The sequence below is a fragment of the Leeuwenhoekiella sp. ZYFB001 genome (genome assembly GCF_011784865.1).
Classification (GTDB): domain Bacteria; phylum Bacteroidota; class Bacteroidia; order Flavobacteriales; family Flavobacteriaceae; genus Leeuwenhoekiella; species Leeuwenhoekiella palythoae.
In genome coordinates this window covers 726,196-740,650 of sequence record NZ_CP050460.1, presented here as the reverse complement: position 1 = coordinate 740,650, position 14,455 = coordinate 726,196, and the positions used below count along the sequence as shown (strand labels likewise).

Here is a 14,455-nt window from a genome sequence, read left to right as displayed (position 1 = left end):
CAAATATGTCTTGATTTTTGATCCTAGCCACCATAAATTAGAACTTTTATTGAACCTAATATTCTTTAGGTGACCTAGGTCAATTATTCATGTATGATAAGTATAGGTTTAGAGCAGCCTCTCCACTTTATAAATATTTATCCTTCCTCAGAATTGATCACTATCTAAATGCAGCGCTAGAAAACTTTCACGAGAATCATACTATGTAATCTCACATAATGATCCTCTTGTATTCCTATTTATAAAAATATCATAGAAGTAGATTAAACCAACTTTTTCTATTCCGCTACTTTGTAAATCTTAGGTTAATCTTTTCACTAAAACCATTTACTATTTAAGTTTTAGATAAAATTAAGTTAATACAATTGAATCAAATAAGCCCTTCTTTTGTCTTCAAATAGAATTCTAACTTCCTAAAGGCCCTAGTATACGACACATTATTTTGAATTAGCCCAAAAATTTAAAGCCCGTTTCTGTTGCACCAGAAACGGGTCATTAAAATTAAAACTACAGTACAAATCCATAGTTCTATTCTGATGAAAAACAAATTACTCCAATTTTTTGAATTGCCTGCCCTTGTGCCCAAATTTTTGGTCACGATTACTTTATTACTCTACTGCTCAACCAATATTAATGCTGCCAACGTTCCATTAAACACAAACATCGATCAGCAAAAATTAACAGGAACGGTTCTTGACAATACAGGAATGCCTTTGCCGGGCGCTTCTATTATGGAAGTAAATACCACCAATGGGGCCTCCTCTGATTTTGATGGTAACTTTGAACTTAATGTTTCTCAATTACCTGCGGTAATTAAAATTTCCTATATAGGATTTACCACTCAGGAAATCACCATTGAATCTTTGGCCCCGCTCCAAGTTCAATTACAAGCAGATAATAATGCACTTGATGAAGTGGTTGTCGTAGGTTATGGTGAAACCAGCCGAGAAAAACTTTCTACTGCAGTTAGCACGGTCAACACTGAAAATTTAGAACAGAGACCCGTAGCCGACGTTACCTCAAGTCTTCAGGGTCTAAGTCCCGGACTTAATGTTACTCAAAGTACCGGTAAGATAGGTGCAGAACCTCGTATTAACATCAGAGGTTTTACCTCTATTAATGGCGGAACACCACTGATTCTTATTGATGGTATAGAAGGAAGCTTGAGCAACCTCAATCCAAGTGATGTTGAATCAATCAGTGTTTTAAAAGATGCCGGAGCTGCCGCAATCTATGGAGCCCGAGGTTCCTTTGGTGTGGTCTTAGTAACCACTAAAAATGCGGATAAAGGTAATGTTCAAGTGAATCTGGGAGTGACCACAGCTATTAACTCCCCAACGATGAACACCGATTTTCTTACTGACCCTTTTAAAGCAGTTTCCATCGTGGATGAAGCTTTTAGAAATAACAGCGGAGCGTCTTATACCGGTTATACGGAAGAAGATATGCAGGCGCTTTATGAAGTTTCCCAAGACCCTTCTCTAGCCCGTGTAATTATTGACCAGCGCAATGGGCGTGATCAATATGTGCACTACGGCTATACGGACTGGTGGAATACTTTTTTCAGAAAGACCTATCCAACACAAATTTATAATGCTTCTGTTTCCGGAGGTTCTGAAAAAATCAAAGCCTATTTCTCCTATCGTAATTTTCAATCTCAAGGAATCCTGAAAGTTCAGGACGACTATTACGATAAGTACAATCTACGTGGCAAAATTGATATCAAAGCCACAGACTGGTTATCGTTCTCTAACAATATGCAGTACAACAGCTCAGAAGATCTGGAGCACAGTGGTAGCCAATATGGAAACTACAGCAATCTTTGGGGAAGTTTAATATGGGTGCACGCACTGCCTTCCTATGTTCCTGTAAATCCTGATGGAGGTGCCTTATGGCGTACGGAACTGAATAACTATACGATTGGTGACGGTGTGTATGCCGGACTATTACAAGGAACCACTAAACAGCAAACCAATAATAATGAGTTTAGTAACATCGCTTCTGTAGAACTTAGACCCATCAAAGGGGTAACCTTAAATGCAAACTATGCTATTAGACGTAATGAGTATAGCAGGTTTCAACGCTCTACCCGTATCCCCTACTCGATTTATCCTGAACAATTGGATCTAATGGGGAATGATTATCTTAATGAATATCGCACTGAAAGCAAATACGATGCGCTCAATGTATATGGCGAGTACAAAGGATACTTTGGAGATCATAATGTAAAAGCTACTATTGGTTTCAACCAAGAAACGTTCATGACCAAGAGCATCAACGCCAGTAAGCAGAATTTAATTTCAAATGACTTAAACTCCTTAGGACTGGCAACATCGAATCCTACCACCTCTGGTAGTGCATCAGAGTGGGCGCTTCAAGGTTTATTTTATAGACTATCCTATGATTATAAGGATAAATATGTAGCTGAGTTTAATGGTAGATATGATGCAACATCACGCTTTCCATCTGCCTATCGATGGGGATTCTTCCCATCCTTTTCTGGTGCTTGGTTAGCAAACAAAGAGCAATTTATTGAGGATGCCACCGGAGAAACCTTTGATCTGCTGAAATTCCGTGCTTCATACGGTTCTCTAGGAAATCAAAACATAAGCAATTATGCTTATTTCCCGACTTTGCCAAATGGATTGTATGACTATGTTCTTAATGGAAGTCGCTTAAATTATATCGAATCTCCAGCCTTAAACCCTAGCGAGATCACCTGGGAAAAAGTAAGTACGCTTGACTTCGGGGTTGATGTAGGGGTTTTTAACAACCACTTATCTGCTTCTTTTGATTGGTTTCAAAGAGATACCCAAGGAATGCTTTCACCTGGAGCTACGCTACCCAGTGTATTAGGTACCGCTTCTCCTTTAGAAAATGCTGCAGATTTAAGAACCAAAGGATTTGAACTTTCCGTAAGCTACAATGACTATTTTGAATTAGCTGAAGATACGTTCAGCTGGTCTGTAAGTGCGAACCTTTCCAACTCAAAAACCAAAATAACCAACTTTGATAATCCTAACCGTAGCCTGGTAGACTTTTATGAAGGGATGACCATCGGGGAACTTTGGGGATATCGCATAGATGGACTTTTTCAAACCGAAGAAGAGATTGCCAATCATGCAGACCAGAGTTTTGTTTCCAATAGAATCACTTCCGGAGGAGGGCTACAACCTGGCGATGTAAAATACAGAGACCTTGACGGTGATGGCTATATAGGAGAAGGTGAAAATACCGTGGACAATCCTGGAGACCGTGAAATTATCGGGAATTCTGCTCCGCAATATTTATACAGCTTTTTGGCTAATGCTAATTGGAAAGGCTTTGATTTTTCTGTGTTCTTTCAGGGTGTAGGGAAACAAGATTGGTATCCTAATTCAGACTCTCGAATGTTTTGGGGACCTTACAACAGACCCTATAATTCTTATATCAGAAAAGATATGGTAGACGATATGTGGAGCCCAGAAAATACTGATGCTTACTATCCCCGAAATTACGGTTATATCGCGCTTGGTGGTTCCTTAGAAAAGGTAAATGATCGCTACTTGCAAAGCGTGGCCTATCTCAGACTTAAAAATCTGACCTTAGGATATACACTTCCTGACGGACTGATATCAAAAACCGCTGCGACGAAACTGCGTATCTATTTTAGTGGCGAAAACCTTCTGACCTTTTCAAAACTGACCGATTATATCGATCCGGAAGCCGCAAGTGCTTCTGTGAATTTAAACAGTCCCTCTACCTCTGCAAATCGAGGAACAGCTCAAACCAATCCATTTTCAGAAGCCTATTCTTTAGGCTTATCTCTTAAATTTTAAAAAACATCCTTATGAAAGTTAAACATATACTTGCCGGTTTGCTTGTTGCAACCAGCATCAGTTCGTGCAGTGATGATTTTTTAGACAAGCAACCGCTATCTGAAATTACTGCTGAAACCTTTTTCAATACCGCTAGTGACCTTCAACTGTACACCAACGGGTTTTACCGGATGTGGCCCAGTACTTCCATCTACAACGGAGAAGCGAGTACAGACAATATTATACAAACCGAATTGAGTGAAGAAATGCGTGGCGCAAGGCTTGTACCTACAACCGGAGGCGGTTGGAATTGGGAATATTTGCGTGACATCAATTTTTTTCTACAGGAATACGAAAAATCTGATGATGAAGCGGCTAAAGCCCATTATGGAGGGGTAGCTCGCTTTTTTAGAGCACGGTTTTACTTCGATAAGTTCCAACGCTTTGGTGCTTTACCCTGGTATGACGCTCCCATAGCTCCAGACGATACTGAAGCACTAACCAAACCTAGAGATTCAAGACAGTATGTTGTTGATAAAATGCTTGAAGATCTAGACTGGGCTATTGAAAACCTCAATGAAGAGCAAAATACATATGAAGTGACTAAGTATACGGCTTTGGCTTTAAAATCAAGGATTGGACTTTATGAGGGAACTTACGAGAAATACAGAGGGATCGACGGATATGAAAAATACTTAGAAGCCTCTGTAGCAGCATCAACTGCATTGATTGAAGATTCTCCTTATCAGATTTACAGCACAGGAAATCCGGAACAAGATTATCTAGAGCTTTTTAATTCACACGATGCCAATGAAACTGAAGTGATTTTAGCCCGTGCGTATTCGGAAGATCTTAATATTGGTCATAATGTAAATTACTACACCACGACAAGTTCGTATGGTCGTCCAGGTATGCCGAAAGATCTTGTAAATAGCTATCTGAATGCTGATGGAACGCGTTTTACAGATAGAGCAGGCTATAATCAACTGTCCTTTACTGAAGAAGTTCAAAATCGAGACCCTCGTTTGGCACAGACGATACGCACTCCGGGATATACCCGAAAAGGACAAAGTATTGAGTTGGCTCCTAATCTTGGAGCTACAGTTACCGGTTATCAAATCATAAAGTATGTGACCGAGCCGGTTTATGATACCAATGGGCAGTCTATTACGGATCTTCCTATCTATCGTTTTGGAGAAGTGCTCTTGAATTATGCAGAAGCTAAAGCTGAATTAGGAACGCTATCTCAAGAAGATCTCAATAATTCCATTAATTTACTAAGACAACGCGTTGGTATGCCTGATTTGAATCTAGATACAGCAAATGCAGCACCAGATTCGTTTATGGCAGCTCAGTATCCCGATGTAACCGGAGCAAATACTGGTGTTATTTTAGAAATAAGACGAGAGCGACGCATTGAATTGTATATGGAAAACTTCAGATGGGATGATGTGGTGCGCTGGAAAGCCGGCCAAACCCTTACCCAACCTATTCGAGGTTTATACTTCCCCGGACCAGGTGAATATGACCTTACCGGAGATGGTGCTATAAATGTCGTGCTTTATGAAGGAGAACGACCAGCGAATCCAATAAGCGGAATTCAATATTATCGCTTAGATTCAGATTTCACCTTGGACATGAATGGATTGATTGATCCTCATCCGGATTTTAACAACAGAAGTTTTGATGAAAACAAGGATTACCTCTACCCTATACCGCGTAGAGAATTACAACTCAATCCTAATCTGGAACAAAACCCTGGTTGGAACTAATGAGAACCCTAGTATCTATTGCATTTGCACTGCTCCTATTCAGCAGTGTAAATGCTCAGAAAAGCAAGAGGGAACTTGTAATAAGTTCGTTCAATATACGCTATAATAGTCCTGACGACGGGATCAATATATGGGAGCAGCGTAAAGACTGGCTCACCCACAGTATTCGGTTTTATCAAGCAGACCTTATTGGTACCCAAGAAGTCACCCATACCCAACTTTTGGATATGGAAGTACTCCTACCTTATTACGCGCACGTAGGTATAGGTCGCGATGGTGCAACTCAAGGAGAGTACTCTGCGATTTTCTATAAGAAAGAGCGCTTTGAAGTCTTAGAAAGTAATACCTTTTGGCTTTCAGAAACACCAGATGTTGTCGCTTCCAAGGGTTGGGACGCGGCTTTACCCCGTATTGTAACCTGGGCTTTATTTAAAGACAAACACTCTGGAATAAGCTTCTATCACTTCAATACGCATTTTGATCACCGAGGAAAACAAGCTCGAATAGCAAGTGCAGCTTTACTTACTCAAAAAATTAAGGAAATTGCCGGAACCTCCCCCGTGCTACTCACGGGTGATTTTAATAGTTCGCCGAAAAGTGAGGCTATCGCTACCCTCTTAAGCTCCGGATTGAAAGATCCGTACCTTACTTTAGATGCAGATCAGGTCTATGGTCCCGAATACAGTGCTAATGGATGGGATGCAACAGAAAGAACCTCAGATAGTAGAATAGATTACATATTCTACTCGGGAGGGGTGCAACCCTTAACTTTACAAATTTTAGATGGACAACGCGGAGATCGCTATATCTCTGATCACTTTCCTGTGATTGCAAAAGTTGAACTAACAGAGAACTAATAGCTTTACCTAATGAACCCATACAACACTATGCATACAAAAATGACTAAAGGGATTATCTTCAAGATAATCCTTTTTTTATCCTTTTACCCAATGCTTTCTCAAGAGCGCTCCACGGCTACTTTTGGAAACTCCTCCAATCAACTGAAGGTCTTAAGCTATAACATTCATCACGCGAATCCGCCGATGCATAAGGACAGTATAGACCTCTCAGCCATCATTCAAGTCATCAAAGATAGTGATGCAGATCTCGTTGCTTTACAAGAAATCGATTCCGATACGGAGCGCTCGGGTTCAGGAAATCAAGCCCAAAAAATTGGAGATGCCCTGGGAATGCAGGTATTCTTTGGTAAGTCAATAGATTTTCAAAACGGAGCCTACGGTGTTGCTATTCTTTCCCGTTTCCCTATTATAGCATCTAAGGTCTATAAACTTCCTTCAAAACCTAAAACTCACGGAGAACCTCGAGTTTTGGCTATGTCATTGATCCAGTTACCGGATGCGCAGACCATTTGGTTTGCAAGTACCCATTTAGATTCTCAGAAAGAAGATACCAACCGGATCTTACAAATAGAAGAACTATTAAATATCACTGCGAATTTGAACCAGCCTGTGCTTTTGGCAGGAGATTTTAATGCAGTAGCAAACAGCCCAGTAATTACCTCACTCGATAGCGTATTTACAAGAACCTGCTCCTCTTGTCCGCCCACAATCCCCGTAGAAAATCCGTCAAAGGCTATTGATTTTATAGCCTTTAAACCAAAGTCTTTTTTCAAGCTCAACAATCATCGCGTCATTGATGAACACTATGCATCAGATCATTTACCGGTATTCGCCAGTTTTCAATGGTAGTATGTTACGGCTTCCTCCTTCTTGCGTAAACTATTTAAATTGTAAAACTGAAACCTATCTATCAAACGAGTATTCTGAGTTATTAATCAAAAAAACAGGTGAAGTCGCTTGGGTTTTGTTAATGTAAATCAGGGAATCGTAATATTCCATAAGCGGTAAGAAATACTGGTCTTTTTCAGTTTCTTTGGCATAACCAACCAAATTGGTAAGTCCCATAATACGTTTATCAAAAGACTTCTTTAGTTCTTTTTGATCTAGTATAAACGCTTCAGAACACTCAGCGAATAGATCTTCCCATAAGAGTTCGTCTTGCTGCTGCAATACTGCTGTTTCAAGCATTTCGGAATAATCCTCATCCGCATTGATCAACTTCTCCTCCATATAGGAATAGGTCCCTTCTGATGTCATTTGCCCTATTGTGTAGTAATCTTCCCCAAAGGCTGCTTTTAGATCTCTCCCCATAACACCTATTTCGTTGTCTGCTATGACTTCGTTAGCAATGTGTGCATTATGCGCCCAAACAATGATCTTATTATTAGTATCTCTAGCCAAATACGCTATTCGATCTGCCATGATTTTGTCCCGACTTTGGATGGGCATCCCATTTTTTACATGCACATAGTTGATATAGGAATTCTTCCCGTTGAACAGGAGCTCTTCAAGATCCTCATCAAGCATATTGGCGTCTTTTAAATACTTTTCGATTTGGACGATATCCTCATAGATCAAATTGTTGAACCGAAGTTCTTTCTTGCGGTTAGCTTTAGTTGATTTCGATACGTGGGTTTTAAGCTGTTGTACTTGTAGCTCCAACTGGTTATCCGGAGTATCTTTTAATCGATCGGTCAAGACTTCAAGGAAAGACCAATAGGAGTCGTCACATCCCTTGAATTCCACATCAACAGTGGCACGCTTGCTTTTGTACCATTCTATAAAGGATTTCACCTCTTCGGTCTGATAAATGGAAAACAGGTCCCTCTTGATTAAACTGTCAAGCGGTTTGGTATCCAATTCCATATTTAAACGTTCGATATTGTCATAGGGGTTTTCTAAAACCACCTGATTAAAGCCCTTTTCTTCTACTAATCTCTTCGTAAGTAAAGCTCTTAACTTGTAAAATTCTGAAGTGCCATGCGTACTTTCTCCTAAGGCTACAATGCGCTTATCTCCCACCTTTTCAATCAACGCATCCAGATCTTTACTCAATTGAGCATCTCTAGACCAATCCAGCGGACTTGAAGCTTGCTTGATCGCCTGTTGTAGCTGTTTACTATCTACTTGCGCTAAAGTTTGAACCGGTGTTTCTTCAAGGGTCTGGATGTCTTTTCCATCTATAGTCACCTTAAAATCATCAAACCAAGCCGTACCTCCTTTGCCTAAAATTCCGCCCACATAGATGTTTGCGGCGTTCGTAGGATAAGGAAGTTTTATCGAATATTCTTTCCAATCCCTAGAACCCCGCATTTGCAAGTATTGCATACTTCTAAAGGCTACTGATTTTTTACCATCAATACGTATGAGCAGCCCTACATAATTTTTGACCTTTTCATACTTGATTTTACCTGATAGTACAATGGTATCTCCGATATAATTTGCCGGTATTTGATAGGCAATGCATCCAAATTTTCCTTTTTTGTCGGATACTATTTTACCTACTGCATTGTTTGGATTTTCTCGATCCCCAACAACGGTTTTAAAATCACCCCATACGAACCAGCCTTTAGGCAAGCGCTCTTCGTTTGGATCAAAATCATTAAAATTCAGATTGTATTTTTCTTGGGAAAAAGCAGATTGAATACTGATTACTACACATAGCAGCACAAAGCAGGATCGAAAATACGGCATAATAGAATTGATAGGTTATTACAAATCAATAGACCTCTTTCCTTATGAGAAGTTGCATATTAGGTATTTATCAATCCTTTTAAATTATATCTATAAACTTCCAGCTACTAAAGGATTCTATAGTACTACATTCTCCTCTCTTACTACTATGGTATTTTCTGCACGAAACAACTCTTCTTTGTTTACTCTAGTACTAAAGACTATTTTTTTAAATAAGCGCCCGTAGTCTTTACTTTGAAAGTCTTTATTTAAACCCCGCAAACTGAAATCATAAAAATGATCATCTTTTAAATAGATCAAATTGTGTATGCGGTACGTTTTCTTATCATCTTCGATAAGGACATTTAGATAATAAAAATGAGCTCCCGTGTCCAAGTGTACCTTTGTTAAACTATACTCGTAATCACCATAATCCCTCTTTAAGTTTGAAAATACTGCTTTAATGTATTCTTCAGTAGTTCTTAAGTCTTTTGCGGGATTTAAAATAAGCGCATAATATGATTTAGAACTTTGAGGGTTTAAGAGCACCAAAGCGTTTATCCTTTTATTTTGTGTAACGTTTAGCGTATCAGGGATTTTAAAGGATATACTATCACTTTGAACTTCTTTAAATAACCCTGTATCAATTGCACTAGACTGATTTTGATTTTGATCTAAACAAGAGTGATATATAACTAGGATAAGTATTAATGGAAGTATGATTTTTTTCATGTTTTCTTTAAAAATAAGCTGTTGATTACACTTCATTCGGAACCTATCCCAACCTTTACAATTAACCAAACGTGGAGTTTATCAAGGGATAATTCTTAATAGTATTAAGGCTGGATAAAACTAGGACCTTTTGTGTACAATCATTTTAAAACGGTTTAAAGATAATTAACTCACGCCATTGTATATAGTAGACTATTTAGTGAGTGTTAGAGCCTCACCCTATGGGTATAAAAGCACCTCTTATTTTGTTCAAAGTCTTGGGTTGAGGAATTTTGGTATGTTGGTGTTACCCCTGAACTAGTTTTGAGAATCCACCAGAGTAGCCTGCACGGAAGTTAGCATCCAAATATCTGGCACTTTGATCAGGCACTGGTAAAGCAGGTGGAATACACTCTTACAGTTTAGTAGTCATGTTCTTAGGTTGCCGCACTAATTAAACAAATAAATCCAAATGGTCCTAGAGAGCCTAAAATTAAACGTACTGGTCACAAAGGCAATCGCAGCAATGATAAGAAAAACAAGTAGAGGCGAAAGATCCATAACCATCCAAAAAAGTACGAGGCTCGCTATCATTTCGGCAACTGCAAGAGCATAGCTAACAAACATAGCGCCAAAGAAGAAGCCGGTTTCCTTTTCAAATTTATGATTACAGGTTTTGCAGCGCTCATTCATTTTAGGCATACGCAACAAAAAAATATTACCCTTAGTTTTAAAAATAGAGCCTTCTTCACAATTGGGACAGGTTCCTTTTAGAATATTTATAATAGTGTTCATGGTAACTGAGATTTACTTAGCAAAATTAGGGTAGCTTGTTTAATATCCATATAAACCATTTACGTACTTTTTTGTACTTTTAAGACATTTCTATGAAAACCCCTGTTCTCAATATAGACCAATTTAAGCCTGCAGAACTTGCAGATGAAGTTTATGTAAATCGGTTTTCCGATCATTTCCTAAAAAACAAAAACTTGATTAGCAAGCCTCACAGTCATGACTTCTACTTATGTGTTTTTTTTACTGAAGGTAATGGTACTCATGAAATTGATTTTAACACATATAACATAAACCCGGGTAGTGTCTTTTTCTTAAAACCTGGTCAAACCCATTTCTGGAAATTTGATAAAAAACCCAAAGGTTATATATTTTTTCACAGTAAAGCCTTTTATGAGATGTATTCTTTAGTACATCAACTTGAGATTTTTCCGTTTTATTATCCGTACCATAATGTGCCTCAAGTACATATCGACTTCAAAAACGAAGTGCAAGCACTCTTTGAAAATGTCTTGGATGAATATGTAAGCACTCGGATTTTGAGAGAATTAAAACTTTTAAACGGGATCAACGATATTTACATACAGATTACCCGAATGTTTACATCAACTATTGATTTAACAAAGTATTCCAAATCGGGTTATTTTAAAATTCTGGAGCAGCTTGAACAGGCAATTAACACGTATTTTGAACAGGAGAAATTACCTCGGTTTTATGCAGATTTATTACACATTACACCCAGACACCTAAATCGTGTAGTCCACGAAACTCTTGATAAAACCACTACTCAATTGATTGCAGATCGAGTTATACTGGAAGCCCGGAGACTCATTGTACATTCTAAACATTCACTTTCAGAAATTGCAGAATGTCTTGGATTTTCTGACTATGCTTATTTCTCTAGATATTTTAAATCAAACACAGGGTTGAGTCCATTAGCTTTTCAAAAGAAGTATAAGCATATCAGCAAGCATTCGTAATGAGGTGGATTACCGATGTCAGAATGAAGATTTGGGAATGGGGAGTATTGATTTAGTATGACAGTAGCTTTTAGCAAAAAGCTAAATAAATGTAATTGTCAGCTCATCGCTGTCTTTTTATTCGAAAGCATATAAACTCTCTTTCCAATAAAAAAACTCACGCCATTGTATATAGCTTAAAGCTATTTAGTGAGTGCCAATGCCTCACCCTATGGGTATACAAGTACCCTCTGATTCTATTCAAAATTCAAGATTGAAAACTCAATCTTATTTGTTTTATGTGCTTCACTAAAAAGCTCTTGTTATCTAAGTGTAGATGAACACGCCGTTGTATATGCTTCCTGCATTTGGTGAGTGCCCGTGACCTCACTTTACGGGTGTACAAGCACCCTCAACCCTAAAGGGTCTATTTACAATTCATTCAGGTTATCTTTTATTATCCTTTCATTGGCATCGTTTTATATTAGAGCTGATTTATAAGTAAGCCCACGCGTTGTATATGCCCCCGCGGCATTTCGTGAGTGTCATTCAACCTCACGTTATGGGTATACAAGTACCCGCTATTATTGTTCAAAATTCAAGGTTTTGTATTCAAGATTCTGAGTGCAAATCACATTTCTCGCCTCATCCCCCCGCCCTTCTCCCGCCAGAGAAGGGTGCTTGATTTTAAGTTTGAAAGACTCTAGCCCACTACTAATTCAATTCCTGCTTTTTTGGCTTTGTATTCTATTTTTTTAATGAGTTCGTAGTAGTTCCAGTTTCTTAGGACAAATTGATTTTCTTTGGCGGCTTCGATCTTGGCTTCCTGATTTATTAAGATCAAGGTGCCGGCTTGGTGTTTGACACAAAAGTCTATGAGTCTTCTGCTGTAAACGTGTAAGCGCTGATTGACGTACTTGGTTTCTTTGTCTTTATATTTTTCTACTGCCTTAAGCTTGCGGGTGCGGCCGTGACCGCCGCGAGAATTGACGGTTCCGGCCAGGGCACGCTTCCGCGCAGCTTGAATGGCTAGTCTCCGATATAAAAATTCTTCTTTGGTCCCGATGTTTAACCTGTTGTTGCCTACTTTGACGCTGATAGGATGCTCTAGCGACAAGGAAGCTTCGGCTATCACCTCTGGTTTTAAAGAATGTTGCTCTTGCTCGATATCAAATACCGCCAACCAAAAGATCTTAGTATCGGTTAGTTTGATCTCTGAGGTGCGTAGGCGCACCTCCCCGTTTACCGCCCGATGCAAAAGGTCCCGCTTATCAGAAAAGTCTCTGCCTAGATAGGTGCAAAAGGGAATCTGAAATAAGCGAAAACAAAAGGCATTGCGCTCGGGATCGTGCTTGAAGCCCCACATACAGCGCGCAGGAAACGGAAAACCAATATCCCTCCTGAAGTTTTTAAGCGAGCGTTCGCCCTTCCAATATTTAGGTTTGTTTTTGTTGAAGCTGCTTTCTAGGCTCCGATTGAGGTTAGACAGGATCTCCATCGGGATCTCTCCTTTAAAGCGGTCTGCGATCACCCGGTAGGTGGTGTTGATACGCGAACGTTTTAAGATGCCATTTTCGTCTTTCTTTTGATCGGCCAGTTTGTATTGGATGTCTTCGGTCAGGTAAAAGAACTCCTTGATCATTTCCTGGCAGTATAAATGGGTCACGATGATGTTAGCCGCTTTAAAGCAACGGTTTTGCCATTGGTACAATTTTCCAATTGCTTCTTTACGCTCTTCATAGGTAGGCAGATCTACCTTGAGCTGAATTTTACGTGTAAGGCTTAAGGTCTTATTCTTCATCATCACGCGGATTGTAAGTGTTCGTACTGCTGTAACAGCTTATAGGCTGTTGTAAAGGCGCGGTGTACTTCCTTTTGGGAAAGCTGGAGTTCGTTAGCGATCTGGGCAAACGAGTAGTGCTGCTGGCAACGGAGTGCCAGTATATGAGCTTCCTGCTCGGTCATCTGCCCTACTTCGTTTTGTATTGGCTCAGGTTCCTGAGCTTGGAGCACATAGCCTTGATGCAGGATGTTCTTAATCTCTTTGATGGTGTGCTGGAGTGTATTACTGGCTTCTTTGATGCTGATGCCCAGCTGCTCAGAGATAGTTTTGTATTGAAACCCGTGTTGCAAGCAAAGCTCGATAAGGCGTTGGCGTTGGGCACCCAAGAGGGGTAACACCCTCACCACCTGCTCATACTCCTTTTGGTTTTGTTGCTGGTCTTCTAAATGTATGTCTACAGCTGTGGGGTCATAGCCTAGCATAAAGGTTTGGTAGTTGTCTATCATTTCTAAAGCATAACACTCCCGATTAAACTGATTTCTAGGCCGCGCATAATACCATTTGCATTCATTGGAAATGACGGTATATAGAAAATTGATCAGATGTTGTGAAGACTCGATGCTTTCGCGTTTTTCCCATAGGGTGAGAAAAGTGTCTTGTACCAAGGTTTCTACCACAAATACATCTTTGATCAAACTCCGTCCCATCCAATAGATCTGCCGGTGGTATTGGGTATAAATGGCCTTGAAGGCCCTAGGGCAGCCGTGTTTCAGCCCTATATAGTGTTTGTCTGCTGTAGTTCGTTTCATTCTTAACCCGTTTTAGTTCTTACATAAGCATTAGTTTAGGGGGTTCTTGGCTTGTTTGTAGGCATAGGGGTACCCGGCAAGTTGCCAATTTTGAAATTGGGGTGTGGCTGCTCGCCTTCGTTAAGGAAGAAACACGGCTTGAATGTTGAGATGTGCTGAGAAAAAAGAAAAGGCGCAGGTCTCAACTTATCGAATCTGGGTACTGGTATACCTTACAGCAATAAGTGAGAGCCCACGCCCGGGTCGTGAGCATCCCGGCTTATCCTCTCGCTGTTCAAAAATTACCAGTTTTAGATTCG

The 14,455-nt window shown here is 39.7% G+C and carries 10 protein-coding genes; 5 read left to right on the top strand and 5 right to left on the bottom strand.

The window, feature by feature from the left end:
• Positions 1-536 precede the first annotated feature (536 nt).
• From HCN54_RS03130 to HCN54_RS03115, 4 genes are read left to right on the top strand one after another with little or no spacing between them, the layout of a single operon-like run.
• Positions 537-3,818, top strand: coding sequence for a SusC/RagA family TonB-linked outer membrane protein (locus HCN54_RS03130; RefSeq protein ID WP_167596488.1), 3,282 nt, complete (start codon positions 537-539; stop codon positions 3,816-3,818).
• Between the two features lie 11 nt (positions 3,819-3,829).
• Positions 3,830-5,569, top strand: a complete 1,740-nt coding sequence (locus HCN54_RS03125) for a RagB/SusD family nutrient uptake outer membrane protein (RefSeq protein WP_167596487.1) — start codon at positions 3,830-3,832, stop codon at positions 5,567-5,569.
• Positions 5,569-6,426, top strand: a complete 858-nt coding sequence (locus HCN54_RS03120) for an endonuclease/exonuclease/phosphatase family protein (protein WP_167596486.1) — start codon at positions 5,569-5,571, stop codon at positions 6,424-6,426. The genes HCN54_RS03125 and HCN54_RS03120 overlap by 1 nt, the downstream gene beginning before the upstream one ends.
• 12 nt (positions 6,427-6,438) lie before the next feature.
• Positions 6,439-7,278, top strand: a complete 840-nt coding sequence (locus HCN54_RS03115) for an endonuclease/exonuclease/phosphatase family protein (protein ID WP_205881696.1) — start codon at positions 6,439-6,441, stop codon at positions 7,276-7,278.
• 54 nt (positions 7,279-7,332) lie between these two features.
• Here the strand turns inward: HCN54_RS03115 and HCN54_RS03110 are convergent, their stop codons facing one another.
• The 3 genes from HCN54_RS03110 to HCN54_RS03100 all read right to left on the bottom strand — a co-directional run bounded on the left by HCN54_RS03110 (position 7,333) and on the right by HCN54_RS03100 (position 10,608).
• Complete coding sequence (locus HCN54_RS03110; protein ID WP_167596485.1) at positions 7,333-9,123, bottom strand: erythromycin esterase family protein; 1,791 nt, start codon at positions 9,121-9,123, stop codon at positions 7,333-7,335.
• Between the two features lie 117 nt (positions 9,124-9,240).
• A complete protein-coding gene (locus tag HCN54_RS03105) occupies positions 9,241-9,834 on the bottom strand; it encodes a hypothetical protein (protein ID WP_167596484.1) in 594 nt (197 codons plus the stop codon).
• Between the two features lie 429 nt (positions 9,835-10,263).
• Positions 10,264-10,608: a DUF983 domain-containing protein gene (locus HCN54_RS03100; protein WP_167596483.1), complete on the bottom strand. Its 345-nt coding sequence runs from the start codon at positions 10,606-10,608 to the stop codon at positions 10,264-10,266.
• Between the two features lie 92 nt (positions 10,609-10,700).
• Between HCN54_RS03100 and HCN54_RS03095 the strand changes: the two genes are divergently transcribed.
• Positions 10,701-11,585 carry a helix-turn-helix domain-containing protein gene (locus HCN54_RS03095; RefSeq protein WP_167596482.1) on the top strand — a complete coding sequence of 295 codons (885 nt, stop codon included), beginning with the start codon at positions 10,701-10,703 and terminating at the stop codon, positions 11,583-11,585.
• Positions 11,586-12,267: 682 nt separating this feature from the next.
• Here HCN54_RS03095 and HCN54_RS03090 read toward each other — a convergent pair.
• Together HCN54_RS03090 and HCN54_RS03085 are read right to left on the bottom strand one after the other, a co-directional pair.
• Positions 12,268-13,365 carry a hypothetical protein gene (locus HCN54_RS03090; RefSeq protein ID WP_167598826.1) on the bottom strand — a complete coding sequence of 366 codons (1,098 nt, stop codon included), beginning with the start codon at positions 13,363-13,365 and terminating at the stop codon, positions 12,268-12,270.
• Between the two features lie 2 nt (positions 13,366-13,367).
• Positions 13,368-14,156 carry a sigma-70 family RNA polymerase sigma factor gene (locus HCN54_RS03085; protein WP_167596481.1) on the bottom strand — a complete coding sequence of 263 codons (789 nt, stop codon included), beginning with the start codon at positions 14,154-14,156 and terminating at the stop codon, positions 13,368-13,370.
• Positions 14,157-14,455: the final 299 nt, after the last annotated feature.

What these genes read in the sequence shown, in the direction of transcription:
- HCN54_RS03110 (WP_167596485.1), bottom strand. Translation starts at nt 9,123, where the DNA reads ATGCCGTATTTTCGATCCTGCTTTGTGCTGCTATGTGTAGTAATCAGT.
- HCN54_RS03115 (WP_205881696.1), top strand. Translation starts at nt 6,439, where the DNA reads ATGAACCCATACAACACTATGCATACAAAAATGACTAAAGGGATTATC.
- HCN54_RS03090 (WP_167598826.1), bottom strand. Translation starts at nt 13,365, where the DNA reads ATGAAGAATAAGACCTTAAGCCTTACACGTAAAATTCAGCTCAAGGTA.
- HCN54_RS03130 (WP_167596488.1), top strand. Translation starts at nt 537, where the DNA reads ATGAAAAACAAATTACTCCAATTTTTTGAATTGCCTGCCCTTGTGCCC.
- HCN54_RS03095 (WP_167596482.1), top strand. Translation starts at nt 10,701, where the DNA reads ATGAAAACCCCTGTTCTCAATATAGACCAATTTAAGCCTGCAGAACTT.
- HCN54_RS03125 (WP_167596487.1), top strand. Translation starts at nt 3,830, where the DNA reads ATGAAAGTTAAACATATACTTGCCGGTTTGCTTGTTGCAACCAGCATC.
- HCN54_RS03120 (WP_167596486.1), top strand. Translation starts at nt 5,569, where the DNA reads ATGAGAACCCTAGTATCTATTGCATTTGCACTGCTCCTATTCAGCAGT.
- HCN54_RS03100 (WP_167596483.1), bottom strand. Translation starts at nt 10,608, where the DNA reads ATGAACACTATTATAAATATTCTAAAAGGAACCTGTCCCAATTGTGAA.
- HCN54_RS03105 (WP_167596484.1), bottom strand. Translation starts at nt 9,834, where the DNA reads ATGAAAAAAATCATACTTCCATTAATACTTATCCTAGTTATATATCAC.
- HCN54_RS03085 (WP_167596481.1), bottom strand. Translation starts at nt 14,156, where the DNA reads ATGAAACGAACTACAGCAGACAAACACTATATAGGGCTGAAACACGGC.